This is a genomic window from Pseudomonas sp. FP2309 (genome assembly GCF_030687575.1).
GTDB lineage: Bacteria > Pseudomonadota > Gammaproteobacteria > Pseudomonadales > Pseudomonadaceae > Aquipseudomonas.
This window is the reverse complement of the sequence record NZ_CP117439.1, coordinates 5,080,319-5,100,036: the sequence shown is the minus strand read 5'-3', so window position 1 is coordinate 5,100,036 and position 19,718 is coordinate 5,080,319. Positions and strand designations below refer to the sequence as shown.

The following is a 19,718-nucleotide window of genomic DNA, read 5'->3' as shown; positions in this document are numbered from 1 at the left end:
AGATGTTCAGATGTGTGCGTGGGAATGTTACTTAATTCTGAGCAAGTTAGCGCTGTCTCGATGGAAAAAGCCTGTTGCAGCGTTGGCAATGATCCGCCGACAACGGCTATGCGTTCGCAGTGCGCGGGCCATTAGCCAGCCAGTGCCAGCCGCCTTTGGCGTCCTTCAGTTGCTGCGCCGCGAGTTGCATGGCCTCAGGGCGACGGCTCAGGATCAATTGCTGAAGCTGCGCCAGGTAGCCCGACGAATGGCCTGCCACGTGCGCGTGCCACAGCAGTTCGGCGCCTTGAGCGATCGGCAGGGTCTGGGCCGAGAATTGCTGCGCCAGTGCCTCATTGCCTGACGCCCCTCGGCTGCTGATCAACGTCGGCACTTGCGCCACAAAGGCCTGCAGATGCTCAACGAGCCCTTCAAGGGGCGCGCTGGGGGACTGAATGCCAAACAGCAGGCCGGTTTGCCCATTGATCTGTCGGATACCGCTGAATACGGCGTAGCCCAACTGCAACTCGACCCGCAGACGTGTGTAGAACGGGTCCTGGAGCAGATGGCCGAGCAAGCGCCATGTGGCTTCGTCTTCCAGGGATGCACTGGGCGTTGGGCAGAACAACAGCAACGCCGCTTCGGTGGCATCCACGTTTAGCTCATGCCACCGCCGTTGACCGTCAAAGGCGTGAGGCGTGCTTTCGAAGCTCTCAGGTAGGCCCGGCAGGCGGGCGGCGGCCGTCTTGATCAGCGCTTCACACGCGGCGGGCAAACCCAGGCCAAGGCCGTGCCAGCGTGCGGTGGTCCAGGAGGCGGGCTGCGCGCCGGTCTCGACAGTGTCGGCGATGCAGCACGCGGGCAACGCCTTGAGCAGTTCGCGGATGGCGATCATTGGCGTGGCAGCGGGTGACGTCCCCTGGGGCTGATTCAGGTGCTGGGCCAAGGCTTCAAGGACAGCAGGCATTGGCTCATGCAGCCCGATCATCTTCACAAGCATCCCCTTGCCCGCTGTTTCGAAAGACAATTCGACGCCTGCCTGGCGCGCGTTCGCACACAGCGCTTGCAAGGTGCTTTCCAGTCCGACGGGCGCTGCTGAATCAAATTGCCAGTTCAGGTACAGCGCACCTTCGTCGCTGTCGTCCGCCAAGGCCTGGCTGAACTTCAACGCTGATGCGTCTCGGCGTCCCCGCGACCGGTCCTGAGCAAAGGTGCGCAAGCCACGGTGGGCGCTGGTCTGGCCACGAATCAAACCGGCACGTCCTGCCTTGACCGGTGGACGCAGGAACGGGTTGTTCGGCGGCAACTGCCAAGGGTGCCGGGAGGGCGGTAATTGGAGCGAGTCAAGCAGGGCCTTGAGCGCAGCGACGCCTTGTTCCGAAAGGTCTTCGCTGTCGTTTCGGGCCAACGCCAACGCGCCCTGGACCTGTTGTTGGCGTGCGTTCAGCAGGGCGAATTCTTCGCGCAGTGGCGTCCAGTCACTGTGTGCGAAAAAGCTCAGCCAGTCGTGCAACAACGCCTCGATCTGCGTAGCCGATTGGTCTTTTGTACTGAGCGTAAAGTCGATATCCAGCAGCGCTTGCCCCGCAAAGTGGTACAGCACGGACGCCTGCACTGTACGGGCCAGCCCGCGTCTGTTCAGCTCGGCGAGCAGCCCGCCGGCCGCCGGGGCGTTGAGCCAGGTACAGAGGAAGTTCAATGCTTCAGGCGACGCGTCACAGGTGATGACGTGGTGCAGATGGGAGTCGGCGCGGTGTTGATAACGGCGTGCCTGGCCCTGCATCAACGCCGGTGCAGGCGCCTGAGGGTACAGAGGCCCCGAGTCCAGTTGCTCGCTGAACCGCTTTGCCAGCGCTTCGAGTTGTTCCAGCGACTGCGGGCCGGCCAGGCTCAAGGTCATCTGCCCGCTCTGATAGAACCGCGTATGAAAGGCCCGCAGCGCCTGCTGAAAGTCCTCACGCTCCACTGGCAGGCTGTCACGGTTGCCTGCGTGGAAGCCGCGCAGCGGATGATCTGCCGCCAAGCCCTGAAGCACAGCGACCTGCTGCTGAGCCTTGGCATCATGGGACCAGGCGACCCACTCCGCATGCAGTACTTCGCGCTCGCGCAATTGGTCGTCCTCGGCCAGGCGCGGATGGGCCAGCATGTCCGCCAAGCGTTCCAGGCCCTCGGAGAAGGTCGGTACAGACAGTTCAAAAAAGAAGTCGGTGGTGCGTTCGCGGGTGCTGGCATTCACCTGGCCACCGTGACGTCTCACGTAGGCCATCAGCCCATCGTCCGTGGGAAAACGTCGGGTGCCGAGAAACAACAAATGCTCAAGGAAATGCGCCAGCCCCGGCCACGCCAGCGGCACGTCATGGCTGCCGGCAGCCACCCGCAACGCCGCAGCGCAACGCTTCAAGCGGGGGGCGTGGCGCAGGGTGACGCGCAAGCCGTTGGCCAGGGTCAGATGAAGGGGATGAGGGTGGACCGGCGCAGGCATGGGCACTTCCAGAACGTAGGAGGCGGCTATGCTAGCAAACCCTTTGGGTCAGGGCTTGCTCAGCGCGCCGTACAGCTCGGGGCGGCGGTCTTGCAGGTAATGGTTGGCCGCGCGCGCGTTGAGGATCGCTTGGCGATCCAGTGTGCCGACAATCAAGGCCTCATCCAGGCCGGCCTGGGCGATGCGTTGGCCATCCGGTGCGGCAATGCTGCTTTGTCCGCAATAGTGGATGTCGCCTTCGTGCCCGCAATAGTTGGCGTAGGCCACGTAGCACTGGTTCTCAAAGGCCCGCGCCCGCACGGTCACGTCCGCAACAAAGTCGAACGGCACCATATTGGCGGTGGGCACCAGGATCAGTTCGGCACCGGCCAGGGCCAGGCGCCGCGTGTTCTCCGGGAACTCCAGGTCGTAGCAGATCAGGAACCCCAGTTTCCAACCGTTGAGCTCCACCAACGGGAGGTGATCATCGCCGGCGCTGAACATCGAGTGATCCAGGTCGCCAAACAGGTGGCTCTTGCGGTAATTGCACAGGCGCTGGCCTTGGGCGTCGATCAACTGCACCGCGTTGTAGATCTGCCCATCGTCCGCGCGCTCCGGGTAGCCATACACAATCGCCACCCCGGCGGTTCGCGCGATCTCGGCGATGGTGTGTGCAGACTCGCCATCCTGCGCCTCAGCCAGGGCACCGACCGCTTCGGCCCCGATGTTGTAGCCGGTGAGGAACATTTCCGGCAGCACCAGCACGTCGGCATCGGTTGCCTCGTGCGCGAGCTGGTGCAGGCGCTTGAGATTGGCCGCCACATCCAGCGGCAGCGGCGGGCATTGGTACAGGGCGACACGCATGGCGAACTCCTTAATCAGCCAGGGCGATCGGCCCGATTTCGTCGAATACGTCACCGGGTCCTGGGTTCTCGGCGTGGGTGCTGCCGCCGAAGTGAGTCATGATGCCCCATACCGCGTTCAATGAGGTTTGCACCGCGCCTTCGACCCAGGCCGGAGTCCAGGACACGTCGTCGCCGGCGATAAAAATCCCACGTTGTTCGGCGGGCATGTCCTTCTGCATGAAATGCGCATACATGCGCTGGTTGTAGCGATAGTGGCCGGGCAACGCGCCCTTGAAGGCGCCGAGGAAGTGCGGGTCGGCTTCCCAGGAGACGGTGATCGGGTCCCCGATGATGCGCGCCTTGAGGTCAACTTTCGGGTAAATCTTTTTCAGCGCGTCGAGGGCCAGCTTCACGCGTTTATCAATCGGCTGCGGCAGCATTTTCAACGCGTCGCTCATCCACGAGTAGGAGAGGCAGATCACGCCCGGCTTGTCGTCGCCATTGTCGAACAGGTAGGTGCCACGGGTGAGGCGGTCGGTGAGGGTCATGCTCATCAGATCGCGGCCGGTTTCCGGGTCTTTGTCTTTCCAGAACGGACGGTCGACCATCACGAAGGTTTTCGACGATTGCATATAGCGCGTGCGGTCCAGGGCCATCCACATCTTTTGCGAGAACAGGGTTTCGTCGCATTCGATCTGGGTGGTCAGCAGCCAGCTTTGGCAGGTGGTCAGCACGGCGGCATATTCGCGGGTGTCGCCATAGTTGTCGGTGACCGCGAAACGCCCATCCGCGGCGTGGGCAATGCGCTTGACCCCGGCCCGAGGTGCGCCGCTGTGCAGCGAGCTGAGGCTGGTCCCGGCCGGCCAGTGGGCGCAACGCTCAGGAACATGGCGCCAGATCCCCATGGGCACTTGCGCCACGCCACCTACCACCAAGTGCTGGTGGTCATCGCAGTTAGTCATCACCACGCGGAAAATTTCCAGCATCGAGTTCGGGAAGTCCGAGTCCCAGCCGCCGGTGCCGAAGCCGACCTGGCCGAACACTTCACGGTGGTGGAACGACAGTTTGGCGAAGGCCTTGGAGGTGGCGACGAAATCGTAAAAGGTGCGGTCGTCCCACAGGGGGACCAGTTTGTTCCACAGGGCTTTGAGGCGGGGTACATCGCGGTCGCGGATGGCTTGCTGGATATCGCCGAACTGGGAGCCCGCTTCCAGGGCGTCGGCCCAGGCGTCAGCCACTTCCTGGAACAGCGCAGGCAAGTCGGCCAGTTTTTGTGCGTAGTGGGTCTGGCCTTCGAGGTCGATCACCGTGCTGCCGGAGGCCGGGGTGAGCGGGTTGGGGAACGGTTTGGTGTCCAGGCCGAGCTTGTCCACATAGTGGTAAAAGGCGGTGGAGGAAACCGGGAAACGCATGCCACCCAGTTCGGCGATGATGCCTTCGGCGCCTTCAAAGGCCTGGGAGCGCAGGCGGCCGCCCATCTTCGAGGCTTCGTACACCACGGGTTTGAGGCCCAGTTTCATCAGCTCGTAGGCGGCCACCAGCCCGGCGATCCCGGCACCGACGATGGCCACTTCGGCGCCATGGTGTTCGGCGGGGATGCTGCCCAGCCCGGCCGGGTGCTCGATCCAGTCATCGAAGGCGAACGGGAAGTCCGGGCCGAAGATGGTGATGGGTTTTTTACCGTCTGCAGGGTGGCGATTGTTTTTGTTGAATGTATTCATGGCTGACCTGGCTGGAAACTCGGCGGGGCACGACCCGCTGAGTATAGGAAAAGATGGCAGCCAGTTTAGGGGGCGTAGCGTCCGTTAATAAGACGCAAAGTGTCGTCGAAATGAATTGTTTTTAGTCACAGTGACGAGCTTGACGGTCAGATTGGCTGGCCACGGTCCAGTTTGTTACTGAGGATGATCGACGTGGTGGTCTTCTCCACGCCGTCGACACTGCCGATCTGGTCCAGCAACTGGTCCAGTTGCTCCGGCGAATCGGTGCGCAGCCAGGCCACGTAATCGAATTCGCCGCTGACCGCGCACAGTTGCTGCACCTGGGCCATGGCGCTGAGCCTGCGCAGCACTTCTTTGCCCGAGCGCGGTTGCACGGTGATGCCCACATAGGCCTGCAAACCGCCGTCCGCCACGCGCTGGCCAAGGCGCACGCCATAACCGGTGATCACCTGGGTTTTTTCCAGGCGCGCCAGGCGCGACGTCACGGTGGTGCGCGCAATGCCCAACTGTCGAGCGAGCATGGCCACGCTCTCGCGGGCATTGATCTGTAGCGCGGCGATCAACTGACGATCGATTTCATCGAGTACAGGCAAGTGAGACTCCGTGACGGGCGGCAATGGCCACGCATGTTACAGGCTTGCATCGGCCAGCAGGCAACGGGCAAACAGCTGCGGGACCGGCAGGTGACGTTGGCTGTAGCGGCTCAGCAGGATGATCTCGCGGTAAAACGTCAGACTGCCGAGCGGGATTATCCTGACCTCCGGCGAGCGCTCCAGCCACAGACCGGCCTGGGGAATCAGCGACACACCCAGGCCACATTCCACCATTTTGACGATGGCCTCCAACTCGTCCAGCTCCAGTGCCACCTGCACATCCAGCTTCTGTTCCCGCAGAAAACGGCTCACCAGCCGACCGCCAAACGACGCGCGGTCATAGCGCACGTGAGGCTGGGTGCTGAGCAGCCGCACAGGATCGTCGCCCTTCAAGGCGTGCGGCACGATCAGCACGAACGGCTCCTTGCGCAGCACCTGCACCCGCAGATCCTTGGGCAGGTCGAAGGGCGGGCGAATGATGATCGCCGAATCCAACTCGCCAGCATCGACCTGGCTCAGCAGCTCCAGAGACACGCCGGGCACCAGTTTGCATTCGACCGTTGGCGCCGCCTGGCGTAAACGCACCAGGGCCTGGGGCAACAACCCGGTCTGCGCCGTGGAGATAGCGCCCACTTTCAACTCGCCCCGGTATTCATTGGCGTCCACCGGCATCGCCATGCGATTGAAGGTTTCGAGGATTTCCTTGGCCAAGGGCAGCGCGCGTACACCCGCCGCATTCAACGTGGCCTGACGCCCGGTCCGGTCAAACAACTGCACACCCAGCGCCTGCTCCAACTGCCGGATTTGCGCACTGACCGCCGACTGCGTCAGCCCGATATGCATGCCCGCGGCTGCAAACGTGCCATGGCGGGTTACCGCGATAAAGGTCTTTAATTCGCGCAGCATGGGCGCCTCGATTCATCGAAATTATTTGTGCTCGGCGCAAAAACTATCGTCTTTTCATCAGCCTGAGCAAGGCTAAACTCCTAGTACCTGATGAACCTTGAGGTTGACCTGATGACACTTGCGCCTTTCCACCTGGCAATCCCGGTATTCGACCTCGCGGCTGCGCGGCACTTCTATGGTGAGGTCTTCGGACTGGAGGAGGGACGTTCCAGTGAACACTGGGTCGATTTCAACTTCTTCGGCCACCAACTGGTGATCCACGCACACCCGAAAACCGCCTCCCAGCAAGCCGCCCACACCAACGCCGTCGACGGCCACGACGTGCCCGTGCCGCATTTTGGCGTGGTGCTGGGCTGGGACGACTGGCACGCCCTGGCGGAGCGTTTGCAGGCGCGAGAGACGAAATTCGTGCTGGAGCCGCATATCCGCTTCAAGGGAGAGGTGGGAGAGCAGGCGACGTTGTTCTTGTTTGATCCCTGTGGGAACGCGCTGGAGTTCAAGGCGTTCAGGGATATCGGGCAGTTGTTTGCCAAGTGAGGGGGCGTCAGGTGGCCGGTGAGTCGATGGACTTGCCAACTCAAATGCGGCCAATCGAGCGGTTTATGGGGCAGACATACAAAAGCCGCGCAATGCGCGGCTTTGGAGTTGGTGGGCCCACACGGACTTGAACCGTGGACCAAAGGATTATGAGTCCTCTGCTCTGACCAACTGAGCTATAGGCCCTTAACAGGCCGCGGATTATAACGATGGTTTGATCGCTGTGCTATCCGAAAAATCCTCAATGCGCCTGCGAAGAAACGTAGCGGCAAAAAGTTCGGGCGGTAGCGGCAGGCTGACGATGTAGCCTTGCATCTGTTCGCAGCCTTCAGCGGCCAGGAAGGCTTGTTGTGCCGGGTTTTCCACGCCTTCGGCAATGATGGTGAATTGCATGCTGTGACCGAGGGCGATGATGGCGCGCACGATAGCGGCGTCGTGGGGGTCGTCGGGCAGGCCGCGGACGAAGGATTGGTCGATCTTGAGGAAGTCCAGCGGCAGGCGCTTGAGGTAGCTGAGGGACGAATACCCGGTGCCGAAGTCGTCGATCGCCAGTTGTACGCCCAGGCGTTTGAGTTGGTGCAGTACCTCCAATGCTTCCTCTGCCTGGCTCATGATGAAGTTTTCGGTGATCTCCAGTTGCAGACAGCCAGGTTCGAGTTGGTAGTCGCGCAGCAGTTGTTCTATGCGGTTCAGCAGGCCGGGTTGGCGCAGTTGTGCGCCGGCCAGGTTGACCGACAGCGGGCCGAAGTCAGCAAAGGTGCTTTGCCAGGCGTGCAGTTGTCGACAGGCCTGTTCGAGTACCCAGTCGCCAATCTGCAGGATCATGCCGTTCTCTTCGGCCAGGGCGATGAAGTGTTCGGGCGGCACTTCGCCGAAGGTCGGGTGGTGCCAGCGGATCAACGCTTCGGCGCCGATCAGGGCCTGGGTTTGCAGGCTCAATTTTGGCTGGTAATAAAGGCTCAGCTCCTCGCGCTCAAGGGCGCGACGCAGTTCATGCTCCAGTGCCACGCGCTCTTTGGCCTGGGTCGTGAGGTCGCGGGTATAGCATTCGACCCGGTTACGGCCCTTGGCTTTGGAGCGGTACATCGCGGCGTCGGCGTTTTTCACCAGGGTGGCCACGTCAGTGCCGTCCTGGGGGTACAGGCTGGTGCCGATGCTCGCGCTGATGAAGAACTCGTGCTCGCCCGCCTGGAAGGGCGGCGTGAAGCAGGTCAGCAGTTTATTGGCCAACTGCTCGGCGTCGCTGGCGTGTTGCAGGCCGGGCAGCAGAATGATGAACTCATCACCGCCCAGGCGCGCGACGGTGTCGATGTCCCGCAGTTGCTCCTTGAGGCGTACGGCGATGTCTTTGAGCAGCAGGTCGCCGATGGGGTGGCCAAGGCTGTCGTTGATGTGTTTGAAGCGGTCAAGGTCGAGAAACAGCACCGCGCCTTGTTTGCCGGTTTCTTGATGACCATTGAGGGCGGCCTGCAACCGGCTTTCAAACAGGGTGCGGTTGGGCAGGCCAGTCAATGGATCGTGGTGGGCCTGGTAGTCCAGGCGTGCCTGGGCCAGCTTGAGGCTTGAAATATCGGCGAACACCGCCACGAAATGCGTGATCAGTTGCTCGCGGTTGCGCACGACACTGATAGTCAGCCAACTGGGGTAAAGCTCGCCGTTTTTACGCCGGTTGGAGATCTCGCCTTGCCAATGGCCCAGGGCCGTCAATTGGTGCCACATCGCTGCGTAGAAGGCGCTGTCATGCAGGCCGGAGGCAAGCAGACGCGGCGTTTGCCCAAGGGCTTCGGCTTCGCTGTAGCCAGTGATCTCGCTGAAGGCGCGGTTGACGGCGCTGATGTTCTGCCGAGTGTCGGTGATCAGTACGCCTTCGGCGGTGCTCTCGAAGACGGTCGCGGCCTGCTGCAGCTTCTCCTGCATCAATTGGCGTTCGGTAATGTCGCGGGCGATGGTGAGCATGCAGTCATCGTCGCCGATGGGCAGCGGGCGGCTGGATAACTCGCAGAGCCGTATCTGTCCGTCGGCGCGTCGGATATGGCAGATGAAGTCGCGGACGAAGCCGTCGCGGTGCATCAAATCCAGCATATGCCTGCGTTCATTGAGGTCGACCCAAATGCCCAGGTCCAGGGATGACTGATCTAAAGAGGTGGTGCCGGGATAGCCGGTGATGCGACTGAAGCCGTCATTCACCTCAATCAGCAGGCCATCGCGCTGGCGGCTCAGCAGAAGGCCATCGGGAGAGGCGTGGAACGCTTTGGCGAATTTTTCTTCCGAGGTTTGCAGCAGTTGCTGGGTTTCCTTGAGCTGGGTGATATCACGCACCACGACTACGACGGCTTCGACGGCGTCGAGTTGGAATGGCTCGGTGGAGACCAGCCCGGTAAAGGCTTGGCCGTTGCTGCGCCGAAAGGGCATTTCCAGGTTGCGAATGCTGGTGGTCTGCAACCGTTGCAGCAGGTCGGGGCCTATATCGTCGATGCCCCAGATATTGAGCTCGGTCGCGGTTTTGCCGATCACCTCTTCGGCGGTCAGGCCGATCTGGTCCTCGAATGCTTTGTTCACCTCCAGCAGGCAGCCGTCGCAGAGGCGCGCGATCGCCAGAATGTCCGGGCATTGCTGGAACACCGAGGCAAATTTCTGCTCGGACAGTTGCAGTGCCTCTTCGGTGCGCTTGGCTTCGCTGATATCAATCATCAAGCCGCGCAATACGGGCTCATGGCCGTGTTCGATCAGGCTGACGATGTCGCGCACCCACAGGCAGCGGCCGTCGGCGGTTATCACTCGATAATCAATGCTGTGGTCGCGGTTGGCGCGGGTTTCACGGTAGCAATAGGCTTCGGTACGGATCAGGTCGGCGGGGTGAATGATGTTGCGCCAGAACCCTGGAATCAGCCAATGGGCGCGCGGGTAACCGAGCAGGTCCTCAGCGTGGGGTGACACATAGCTGTAGGTGAAATCGGTGATGCTGGCTTCCCAGGCAATAGCCGACAGGCTCTCCACCAGGCCGCGGTAGTGGTATTCACTGCTGCGGAGTTCTTGCTCAAGGGCGACGCGGCGGGAAATTTCGGAGCTGAGCCGGCGATTGATCCGAATTACGATGGCCAATACGGTGCTCAACAGCAGCACGGCGGGCAGGCCGTAGAGCAACAGGTCGCTCCAGAAGGTACGGTGATCGGTGGCGCTGCCTACCCAGTGTTGCTGGATCGCATTGATTTCGGTCGGGCTGAGGTCGGCCAGGACTTTGTCCAGGATACCCACCAGCATCTTGTCGTCCCGGGGGACACCCATCGCCAATTGATAGCGGTAAGGTGTTTCACCACTGACGTAAAGGCCGTCGAGCTTGAGTTCACGCAGGCTCCAGACGCTGGATGCCAGGTCGCTGACCACGGCGTCCACTTCGCCGGTTGCCAGGGCTTGCAGTGTGGAGCTGATATTAGGCAAGGCCACCAGGTTGAGGTCTGGGTGGTGGCTGCGCAGCAACTCGTGGGGTGCATAGTTTTCCACCACGGCAATCTTCAGCCCATAAAGGCCTTTGAGGTTGCGCGGCCGAGCACCGCCTTCGTGGGCAAGGATCACCATCGGGAAGTCGATATAAGGCCGGGTGAAGGCCAGGTAGTTCTGGCGTTCGGGGGTCGACATGACACTGGGGATGAGGTCGAGCTGATTGTCGCGTGCCATTTCCAGGACGGCGCCCCAGCTTGGCGGCTCAATCAGCTTGATCCGCACGCCCAGCCGGTCCTGGATCAGGCGCACATAGTCCGCCGATAAACCTTGGTAACGGCCACTTTCATCGCGGTATTCAAAGGGGGGCCACGAGGCATCCACCCCAAGGCTCAGCTCCTGATGGTCCGCCAGCCAGCTACGCTCATCATCGGAAAGAGTCAACGCGCCAGCCGTTGCGGTCCAGGTCAGCAGCGACAGCAGTATCACGGTCGGCAATCTGGGCATAACGGTCTCGTTATGGCACGGGGAATGTCACGAGTGTAGACGGGCATTTCGGGGGAGGGGTGTTGCGCGGTGGTTAATCTGTAGAAAGCAATCTGCACATAGCAAAACCCCCGGCCTGGGCCGGGGGTTCTGGGATCACTCGTCGAGGAAGGAGCGCAGATGCTCGCTTCGCGTCGGGTGGCGCAACTTGCGCAACGCCTTGGCTTCGATCTGACGGATCCGCTCACGGGTCACGTCAAACTGTTTACCAACCTCCTCAAGGGTGTGGTCGGTATTCATGTCGATGCCGAAACGCATGCGCAGTACCTTGGCTTCACGGGCAGTGAGGCCGGAGAGTACGTCGCGAGTCGCTTCTTTAAGGCTCTCAACGGTGGCGACATCGATCGGCGACTGCATGGTCGAGTCTTCGATGAAGTCACCCAGGTGGGAGTCTTCGTCATCACCGATCGGGGTTTCCATGGAGATCGGCTCTTTAGCGATCTTCAATACCTTGCGGATTTTATCCTCAGGCATTTCCATGCGTTCGCCCAGCTCTTCCGGGGTCGGCTCGCGACCCATTTCCTGCAACATCTGCCGGGAAATACGGTTGAGTTTGTTGATGGTCTCGATCATGTGCACCGGAATACGGATGGTGCGGGCCTGGTCGGCGATCGAGCGAGTGATCGCCTGACGGATCCACCAGGTGGCATAAGTCGAGAACTTGTAGCCGCGACGGTATTCGAACTTGTCCACAGCCTTCATCAAGCCGATGTTGCCTTCCTGGATCAGGTCGAGGAATTGCAGGCCACGGTTGGTGTACTTCTTGGCGATGGAGATCACCAGACGCAAGTTCGCTTCAACCATCTCTTTCTTCGCGCGGCGGGCTTTGGCCTCACCGATCGACATGCGACGGTTGATGTCCTTGATCTCGGCAATCGTCAGACCGGTCTCGGTCTCAAGTGCAGTCAGCTTCTGCTGGCAACGGATGATGTCCGGCTGCAGGCGACCAATAGCTTCGGCGTATTTCGCCTTGCCCTTGGCCAGAGCGTCGCTCCAGCTTTCGTCAACTTCATTGCCCGGGAACTGGCGCAGGAAGTCGGTACGCGGCATGCGCGCATCACGGACGCAGAGCTGCATGATTGCACGCTCTTGTGCACGCAAACGCTCAAGGGCGCTACGAACACGTTCAACCAGGCCTTCGAATTGCTTCGGTACAAGCTTGATCGGCATGAACAGCTCAGCCAGCGCCAGCAGTTCGGCGATTGCCTGCTTGTTGGCGCGACCGTGCTTTTTCAGAGCCTTGCGGGTGATTTCCATTTGATCGGAAACCGCACCGAAACGCTGGGCAGCGATGACCGGATCCGGACCGCTTTCGACTTCTTCTTCGTCGTCGGTGCTGGCTTCAGCATCGTCGTCATCGGTATCGTCGTCCGCTTTCGCGGCTTTCGGATCGACAGGCGGCGGCACTTCGGCGGCAGGTGGCGCAATGCCGTCGTCCGGGTCGATATAACCGCTCAAGACGTCGGACAGGCGGCCACCTTCGGTGGTGACGCGAGTGTACTCGGAGAGAATGTGGTCAACCGTGCCAGGGAAGTGCGCAATTGCGCCCATCACTTCACGGATACCCTCTTCAATACGCTTGGCGATTTCGATCTCGCCTTCGCGTGTCAGCAACTCGACGGTACCCATTTCACGCATATACATGCGCACAGGGTCAGTCGTGCGACCGATGTCGGTCTCCACCGCGGCCAACGCAGCAGCGGCTTCTTCAGCGGCTGCCTCGTCGGTATCGGCGTCGGCCAACATAAGGGCGTCCGCATCCGGAGCACTCTCGTGTACGGGGATCCCCATGTCGTTAATCATGCGGATGATGTCTTCCACCTGCTCTGGATCTGAAATATCCTCGGGCAGGTGATCGTTGACCTCTGCGTAAGTCAGATACTTCTGCTCACGACCGAGGGTGATCAACTCTTTGATACGAGACTGCTGTTGCGCTTTTCCGGACATAACACCCTATCCACTGAAGGTCTTGGCGGGCAAAAAACAAGCCGAGGATTATACCCGAGCTATGACCTCACACGCCAGCTGAGGTCGGGTTTGATGCGGAAACATTCTGTTTTAAGAGGTCGCGCATCTGTTTTGCTATCTGAATTTGCTCTTCAGCCGACAATCCCGGCTGTCTTGCTCTCTTGATGAGTTCATCGAGGGTCTGTGTGTGCTGACCCGCGGACAACCTAGTAATGGTGTCTAAAAACTGTTGTTCAAGGTTGTCGCCGTCAATTAGCCATTCCTTTTCCGCGAGTGCTTTCAACAAGCGTCCTTGTTCGGTGCCGTGCCAGCGAGCCATCAGCTGAATAGAGTTTAGCTTAGGATTTTTCTGCACCGCCTCGATCAGCGCGATGAGCACTTGAGCGTAGGTGTTGCTCTCGTTGGCAAAATGATCGGCACTTTCAACCTTTCCCGCCAATTGCGGGTGGTGAATGAGCGTGCGCAGGGCAATCAGCGTCGGGGCTTCGACCGCAACCGGTGTACGAGGTGCGTACGCGTCATCGCGATCACCGCGCTTGCCGTTCTTGTTCCAGGGTTTTTTATCCCACTTCTTGCCGCCTGCTCCGGGTTTTTTCGGTGTCCATTCCTGCTGGGGCGCATAGGCCTCCTGCGGTTGATGGAAGTCGGCGTAGTCCGGCATGGCGTCGTAATCCATGCCCGGATCGTAGGCCGGGGGCGCATTCTGGGGGGCGCTGTGTACCAGCTGGCTGACGGCTTCGCCGCTCAATCCGGTGATTTCCAGCAGGCGTTGACGCATAAGCGTGCGCAGGTTTGCGCCGGGCACCTTGTCGATCAGCGGCGCGGCGAGGGTGGCCATGTGGGCCTTGCCTTCGAGGGAGCGTGGGTCGGCTTCTTCGGTCAGTTGCTGGAAGAAATAGTCCGCCAGCGGCTGCGCGTGTTGATTGATCCGCGCGCGAAATGCGTCAGTACCCTCGGAGCGCACCAAGGTGTCCGGGTCTTCGCCTTCGGGCAGGAACAGAAAGCGCGCGCGGCGCCCATCCTGCAGGCTCGACAGCGTGGCTTCGAGGGCGCGCCAGGCGGCATTGCGGCCGGCCTGGTCGCCGTCGAAGCAGAACAAAACGCTGGGCACTACGCGAAACAGGCGCTTCAAATGTTCTTCGCTGGTGGCGGTGCCGAGGGTCGCTACCGCGTTGCGCAAGCCCTGCTGGGCGAGGGCGATCACGTCCATGTAGCCCTCAACCACGATTATTTCATCAAGGTTGCGGTTGTTCTTGCGTGCTTCGAACAGGCCGTAGAGTTCCTGGCCCTTATGGAATACCGGGGTTTCCGGCGAGTTGAGGTACTTGGGCTTGTCGTCCCCCAATACCCGGCCGCCGAAAGCGATGATGCGGCCACGGCTGTCGCGGATCGGGAACATCACGCGGTCGCGGAAGCGGTCGTAGCGCTTGCCGGTCTCGGCGTTCTCTACCAGGAGGCCTGCGTCGATCATGGCTTTTTGCTGGAGTGTGTCGCTGCTCAGGTGTTTGTACAGGTTGTCCCAGCCGGGCGGGGCGAAGCCCAGGCCGAAGTCGCGCGCGATTTCACCGGTGAGGCCGCGGCCCTTCAGGTAGTCGACGGCGGCCTTGCGCTGTGGATGGCTTTTAAGTGCCTGACGATAAAACTCAGCAGCGGCGGTCAGCAGTGGGTACAGCGGCGAATCGGTGGGTTGCCGGGGTTTGTGTGGTCGGCCACTTTCTTCGCGAGGGATTTCCATGCCGGCGGCTTTCGCCAGTTCCTCGACGGCCTGGGGAAAGTCCAGGTTGTCGTGGTCCATGATAAAGCCGAGGGCATTGCCGCCCGCGCCACAACCGAAGCAATAGTAGAACTGCTTGTCGGGGCTGACGCTGAACGATGGGGTTTTTTCCTTGTGGAACGGGCAGCAGGCGGTGTAGTTCTTGCCGGCTTTCTTCATTTGCAGGCGCGAGCTGACAACATCGACGATGTCGGTGCGGTTCAGAAGGTCGTCAATAAAGCTCTGGGGAATTAGCCCGGCCATGGCGTTCTCGTCATCACTGCGTGTAAATGAGGGCCCGTAAAAAGCTCAGGCGCACGTATCGAATGGCTCGACCATCAATCGTCTGCTTGAGCTGTCTGGAAGTGTATCTGCCGAACATTCGCTGACGTTAGTTTCTATCAGTGTTCGACGAAGAAAAGTTGCCCTGGTCTCCGGTCTTGGCCTGTGGGCGGCCTCGGAAGCTCATTGGTGGGCACAGCCGACACCGTGGGTCGTCTGCTTGAAGAATAGGCGTGCTCGTCAGTAGCCTTGTTAGGCTCGTCAGAAGAGACGTGCACCGCTGGCAGAAAGCCAGTCCTGACGTGTGGAGCAGGTTGTCTCGGTCGCGTGTGCGGCTTCGACGTTGAAACATCAAGCGATATACGCAAATGCCAATAGCCCGGCTGAGGGCCGGGCTTGGCAGAAGCTTGCTACGAACGTCTGTGTATTAGTACAGACGAACGGCGCGGCGCTGTTCGCGCTGAACTTTCTTAGCGTGACGCTTAACAGCGGCTGCTGCCTTACGCTTACGCTCAGAAGTTGGCTTCTCGTAAAATTCGCGGCTACGAACTTCAGCCAGTACACCGGCTTTTTCGCAGGAGCGCTTGAAACGACGCAGAGCTACGTCGAAGGGTTCGTTCTCTTTAACTTTGACGGCTGGCATCCAGAGCTACCTTCTTTCATTACCGGGATCAACGTTCTCGTCGCAAAAAATTCGCGGCTGAGGTCGTCGGTTTTTAAGGGTTGCGGATGTTAACCCCTCATTGGCCGGAATGCAAAGCCTCTGATCGAAAACCGCTAGTCGGGAGGGGGAGTGGCGACTATTATGCGCGCCTTCGAATTTAGCCTCTACAAGGCGCAAACCCATGCTAGTACTGGGACTTGAAACCTCCTGCGACGAAACCGGTGTCGCACTTTACGACAGTGAACGCGGGCTTTTGGCCGATGCGCTGTTCAGTCAGATCGACCTGCATCGCGCCTATGGCGGCGTGGTGCCGGAGCTGGCCAGCCGCGATCACGTCAAGCGCATGCTGCCGTTGATCCGCCAGGTGCTGGATGAGGCCGGCTGCGTGCCGACCGAGATCGATGCCATCGCCTATACCGCCGGCCCCGGATTGGTCGGAGCCCTTCTGGTTGGGGCCTCTTGCGCCCAGGCACTGGCTTTTGCCTGGGGCATTCCGGCCCTGGGCGTGCACCACATGGAAGGCCATTTATTGGCGCCCATGCTGGAAAAAACGCCGCCTCAGTTCCCGTTCGTCGCTTTGTTGGTATCGGGCGGTCATACGCAGCTGGTTCAGGTCGATGGGATCGGTCAATACACGCTGTTGGGCGAGTCCCTAGACGACGCCGCCGGCGAGGCATTCGACAAGACGGCGAAGATGATGGGCCTCAATTATCCCGGTGGCCCGGAAATCGCGCGCCTCGCCGAAAAAGGCGTTGCCGGCCGCTTCACCTTCCCGCGTCCGATGTGCGATCGGCCTGGCCTGATGTTCAGCTTCAGCGGTTTGAAAACCTCCGCGCTCAATGCCTGGCAGCAAAGCGTCAGCGCCGGGGACGACAGTGATCAAGCCCGTTGCGACATCGCGCTGGCGTTCCAGCAGGCGGTGGTGGAGACTTTGACCATCAAGTGCAAGCGCGCCCTGAAACAGGCGGGCATGCAGCGTCTGGTGATCGCTGGCGGCGTCAGTGCGAACAAAGCCTTGCGTGCCTCCCTGGAGACAATGCTCGGCGACATGAAAGGCGATGTGTTTTATGCGCGCCCTGAGTTCTGCACCGACAATGGCGCGATGATCGCCTATGCCGGCTGTCAGCGTCTGCAGGCCGGCCAGCACGAAAGCCTGGCGATCAGCGTGCAGGCGCGCTGGCCGATGGAGCAGTTGTCACCGTTGTAGGGTGTGACGTGAGCCGCGCTCATCGAGGGTATTTAAAAATGCCGTTCGCGCCCGGCAAACAGGTCGCGTAGATTGCCGCGGTGACGCCAGACGATCAGCAGTGTCAGCACGCTCATCGGCAGCAGCGCGGCCGGTTCCTGCCAGGCCAGCAGCGGCAGGGTCAGCGGTGTGGCGATCAGCGCCGCCAGCGAGCTGGTGCGGGTCAGGTAGAACGTCAGCAGCCACGTAAAAACGGCCAGTAACGCCGCCGGTGGGTAGATCCCCAGCAGCATGCCGGCCGCCGTCGCGACGCCTTTACCGCCGCGAAAGCGGAAGTACAACGGAAACAGATGGCCCAGGACGGCGCATACGCCTACCCAGGCCTGCTGTTGCAGGGGAAGACCGGCGAGGCTGGCGATCAGCACGGGCAGCAGGCCCTTGCAGACATCACCCAGCAACGTCAGTACGGCCAGTTTCTTGCCGGCCAGACGCAACATATTGGTAGCGCCGGCATTGCCGGAGCCACTCATTCGCGGGTCGGGGTTTCCCGTCAGGCGGCTGAGCAAAATGGCGAAGGACAGCGAGCCGAGCAGGTAGGCGAGAATCGCCAGTGACCAAAACATGCTAACTATTCCGGGCGAGGACGCCCTGATTCTAACGGGGCATCGCGCCCTTGTCGTGCTGCGGAGAAGAGCTTGGACAGAGTGTTTATCGAAGGCCTGGAAGTCGACACCGTGATCGGGGCCTACGACTGGGAGCGCGGAATCCGTCAATGTCTGCGCCTGGACCTGAGCTTCGCCTGGGACAACCGTCCGGCTGCGGCCGGCGACGACCTCACCCTGGCCCTGGATTACGCCAGCGTGTCCGCGCGTATCCAGGCCTTTGCCGAGCAATCCCAATATCAACTTGTGGAAACCTTCGCTGAGCGTCTTGCCCAGGTGCTCATGAATGAATTCCAGATTCCCTGGTTGCACCTTAAGCTGACCAAGCCCGGCGCCGTGCCGGCTGCCAAGGGCGTGGGCGTGGAGATCGAGCGCGGATGTCGCTGACTCAGGTTTATCTTGGCCTCGGTAGCAATATCGAGCGCGAGCACCATTTGCAGGCCGGCCTCGACGCACTGGCGAGTTTCCTGACGGATGTGCGTTGCTCTGCGGTGTTTGAAAGCCAGCCGGTGGGCATCAAAAGCGGGCCGTTTTTCAATTTGGTGGTGTCGGCGTATACCGAGCTGCCGTTGATGGAGCTGGACCGGCGTCTCAAGTTTATTGAGGCCGACAATGGCCGTTATGCGCCAGACCGCAAGGGCCTGCCGTTGGATATCGACGTGCTGTTGTACGGCGATTGGGTGGGTAACTTCGATGGCTTGATTCTGCCGCGCGCAGAGATTCTGAAAAACGCCTTTGTGTTGTGGCCGTTGTCGATGATGGCGCCGGACCGTGTGCATCCCGAGGCAGGCAAGACAATGGCCGAGTTGTGGCGCGATGCACAGATCGATCAAGTGCTGGCGCCTGTTGCCTTTGAGTGGCAGGGCCAGCAACTGACGCCCGACGCGCTCCTATAGGGTGCGTTGTTCTTTGTAGGCTTTCAGTGCCTTGAGCCGCTCACGCTTGAGCGCCTCGCCCAGTTCAGGCCCCTTGAAGCCCTTCTCCAGCAAGGGCGCCACGGTCACTGCACGGGCTGCTTGCGCCGCGCCGCGTAAGTAATCGGCCTGTGGATAACTTCTTTGTTCCAGGCCTTTGCGGCCTCGAGCGTCCATTTCGCAGCTCACCACAAACTCTTCAAAACGCTGGGGCCTGCGGTACACATCAAAACTCTGCAGTAATTCCAGCAATGTCGATGCTCTGAGCTCCAGGGCACGATGCCCGTGAGTGTGATACTGGCCGACCAGCAGAGCCAGTTCCTGGCAGTCCCTTGGCACTTTGAAGCGCTCATTGACGGCCTTGATCAGCTTCAAACCGGCATGTTCGTGGGCAATATGCTGCGGCAACTTATCCACAGGCGTCAGGCCTTTGCCGAGGTCGTGCAGCAGGCAGGCCCAGCGAACGGTCAACGGCTGTTTATGCAGGGCCGCTTGTTCGAGCACGCTCAGGGTGTGCACGCCGGTGTCGATCTCCGGGTGGTGGGCCTCAGGCTGCGGTACGCCGAACAGCGCATCGACTTCCGGCATCAATGTGTTCAGTGCGTCGCAGTCCCGAAGTACCCTGATAAACACCTGAGGCTGATCTTCCATCAGGGCGCGGGAAATTTCCTTCCAGCTTCGCTCTGGCGTCAGTGCTTCCAGTTCGCCGGAGTGGCTGAGCTGGCGCATCAAGTCGAGGGTTTCCGGTGCCACCGCAAAACCCAGATGGGCATAGCGCGCGGCAAAGCGTGCAACACGCAGCACTCGCAGGGGATCTTCGGCGAACGCGGGAGAAACGTGGCGCAGAATGCGTGTTTCAAGATCACGTTGGCCGTGATAAGGATCGGTCAGGTTGCCCTCATCGTCTTCGGCCATCGCGTTGATGGTCAGGTCGCGACGAATCAGGTCTTCTTCCAGCGTGACCTCGGGACTGGCATGAAACACAAAGCCGCCGTAGCCTCGCCCACTCTTGCGTTCTGTGCGGGCCAGGGCGTATTCGTCGCCGTTTTTAGGGTCCAGGAAAACCGGGAAGTCCGCGCCTACAGGCTTGTAGCCCTTGGCGAGCATCTCTTCGGCGCTTGCGCCGACAACCACGCGGTCGATATCGGTGACCTTGATGCCCAGCAGGCGGTCACGCACGGCACCGCCGACTTTGTAGATTTTCATGAAAAAGCCTCCGTTAGCGGCACAGGATACCGCCTGTGCCCGACCAATGGAGGCTTC

General features: G+C 60.7%; 15 protein-coding genes and 1 tRNA gene. 4 read left to right on the top strand and 12 right to left on the bottom strand.

Annotation, left to right across the window (positions count from 1 at the left end; all coding sequences use genetic code 11):
- Nucleotides 1-106: 106 nt before the first annotated feature.
- From pqqF to PSH59_RS23545, 5 genes are all read right to left on the bottom strand, one after another.
- On the bottom strand, nucleotides 107-2,461 hold the full coding sequence (gene pqqF / locus PSH59_RS23565) for a pyrroloquinoline quinone biosynthesis protein PqqF (RefSeq protein WP_305393778.1): 2,355 nt from the start codon (nucleotides 2,459-2,461) through the stop codon (nucleotides 107-109).
- 48 nt (nucleotides 2,462-2,509) lie between these two features.
- Entirely contained in the window at nucleotides 2,510-3,304 is a 795-nt protein-coding gene (locus PSH59_RS23560) for a carbon-nitrogen hydrolase family protein (protein ID WP_305393777.1), read from the bottom strand.
- Nucleotides 3,305-3,314: 10 nt separating this feature from the next.
- Nucleotides 3,315-5,006 (bottom strand): NAD(P)/FAD-dependent oxidoreductase, encoded by a 1,692-nt coding sequence (locus PSH59_RS23555; protein ID WP_305393776.1) that lies wholly within the window; start codon nucleotides 5,004-5,006, stop codon nucleotides 3,315-3,317.
- Between the two features lie 146 nt (nucleotides 5,007-5,152).
- The gene (locus tag PSH59_RS23550) at nucleotides 5,153-5,599 is read right to left on the bottom strand and encodes an Lrp/AsnC family transcriptional regulator (protein ID WP_032883895.1); all 447 of its coding nucleotides are present in this window, start codon (nucleotides 5,597-5,599) and stop codon (nucleotides 5,153-5,155) included.
- Between the two features lie 36 nt (nucleotides 5,600-5,635).
- Nucleotides 5,636-6,505 carry a LysR family transcriptional regulator gene (locus PSH59_RS23545; RefSeq protein ID WP_305393775.1) on the bottom strand — a complete coding sequence of 290 codons (870 nt, stop codon included), beginning with the start codon at nucleotides 6,503-6,505 and terminating at the stop codon, nucleotides 5,636-5,638.
- 111 nt (nucleotides 6,506-6,616) lie between these two features.
- Here PSH59_RS23545 and PSH59_RS23540 point away from each other — a divergent pair, with 111 nt between their 5' ends.
- Nucleotides 6,617-7,042 carry a VOC family protein gene (locus tag PSH59_RS23540; protein WP_305393774.1) on the top strand — a complete coding sequence of 142 codons (426 nt, stop codon included), beginning with the start codon at nucleotides 6,617-6,619 and terminating at the stop codon, nucleotides 7,040-7,042.
- Nucleotides 7,043-7,151: 109 nt separating this feature from the next.
- Here the strand turns inward: PSH59_RS23540 and PSH59_RS23535 are convergent.
- From PSH59_RS23535 to rpsU, 5 genes are all read right to left on the bottom strand, one after another.
- A tRNA-Ile gene (locus PSH59_RS23535) sits at nucleotides 7,152-7,228 on the bottom strand.
- Between the two features lie 15 nt (nucleotides 7,229-7,243).
- Nucleotides 7,244-10,987: a bifunctional diguanylate cyclase/phosphodiesterase gene (locus tag PSH59_RS23530; RefSeq protein ID WP_305393773.1), complete on the bottom strand. Its 3,744-nt coding sequence runs from the start codon at nucleotides 10,985-10,987 to the stop codon at nucleotides 7,244-7,246.
- A gap of 135 nt (nucleotides 10,988-11,122) precedes the next feature.
- Nucleotides 11,123-12,973, bottom strand: a complete 1,851-nt coding sequence (gene rpoD / locus PSH59_RS23525; RefSeq protein WP_248080289.1) for an RNA polymerase sigma factor RpoD — start codon at nucleotides 12,971-12,973, stop codon at nucleotides 11,123-11,125.
- A 67-nt stretch (nucleotides 12,974-13,040) separates the two neighbouring features.
- A complete protein-coding gene (gene dnaG / locus PSH59_RS23520) occupies nucleotides 13,041-15,011 on the bottom strand; it encodes a DNA primase (protein WP_305393772.1) in 1,971 nt (656 codons plus the stop codon).
- A gap of 445 nt (nucleotides 15,012-15,456) precedes the next feature.
- The gene (gene rpsU, locus PSH59_RS23515; protein ID WP_002551877.1) at nucleotides 15,457-15,672 is read right to left on the bottom strand and encodes a 30S ribosomal protein S21; all 216 of its coding nucleotides are present in this window, start codon (nucleotides 15,670-15,672) and stop codon (nucleotides 15,457-15,459) included.
- A 202-nt stretch (nucleotides 15,673-15,874) separates the two neighbouring features.
- Between rpsU and tsaD the strand changes: the two genes are divergently transcribed.
- Nucleotides 15,875-16,900 (top strand): tRNA (adenosine(37)-N6)-threonylcarbamoyltransferase complex transferase subunit TsaD, encoded by a 1,026-nt coding sequence (gene tsaD / locus PSH59_RS23510; RefSeq protein WP_305393771.1) that lies wholly within the window; start codon nucleotides 15,875-15,877, stop codon nucleotides 16,898-16,900.
- A gap of 32 nt (nucleotides 16,901-16,932) precedes the next feature.
- On the opposite strand, the gene plsY is transcribed toward tsaD, so the two are convergent.
- Nucleotides 16,933-17,502 (bottom strand): glycerol-3-phosphate 1-O-acyltransferase PlsY, encoded by a 570-nt coding sequence (gene plsY / locus PSH59_RS23505; protein WP_305393770.1) that lies wholly within the window; start codon nucleotides 17,500-17,502, stop codon nucleotides 16,933-16,935.
- Nucleotides 17,503-17,574: 72 nt separating this feature from the next.
- Between plsY and folB the strand changes: the two genes are divergently transcribed.
- The gene (folB, locus tag PSH59_RS23500) at nucleotides 17,575-17,928 is read left to right on the top strand and encodes a dihydroneopterin aldolase (protein WP_071490243.1); all 354 of its coding nucleotides are present in this window, start codon (nucleotides 17,575-17,577) and stop codon (nucleotides 17,926-17,928) included.
- Nucleotides 17,919-18,437, top strand: coding sequence for a 2-amino-4-hydroxy-6-hydroxymethyldihydropteridine diphosphokinase (folK, locus tag PSH59_RS23495; RefSeq protein ID WP_248080281.1), 519 nt, complete (start codon nucleotides 17,919-17,921; stop codon nucleotides 18,435-18,437). Before folB ends, folK begins: the two co-directional genes overlap by 10 nt.
- On the opposite strand, the gene PSH59_RS23490 is transcribed toward folK, so the two are convergent.
- Complete coding sequence (locus tag PSH59_RS23490; RefSeq protein WP_305393769.1) at nucleotides 18,432-19,661, bottom strand: multifunctional CCA addition/repair protein; 1,230 nt, start codon at nucleotides 19,659-19,661, stop codon at nucleotides 18,432-18,434. The genes folK and PSH59_RS23490 overlap by 6 nt on opposite strands.
- Between the last annotated feature and the right edge of the window lie 57 nt (nucleotides 19,662-19,718).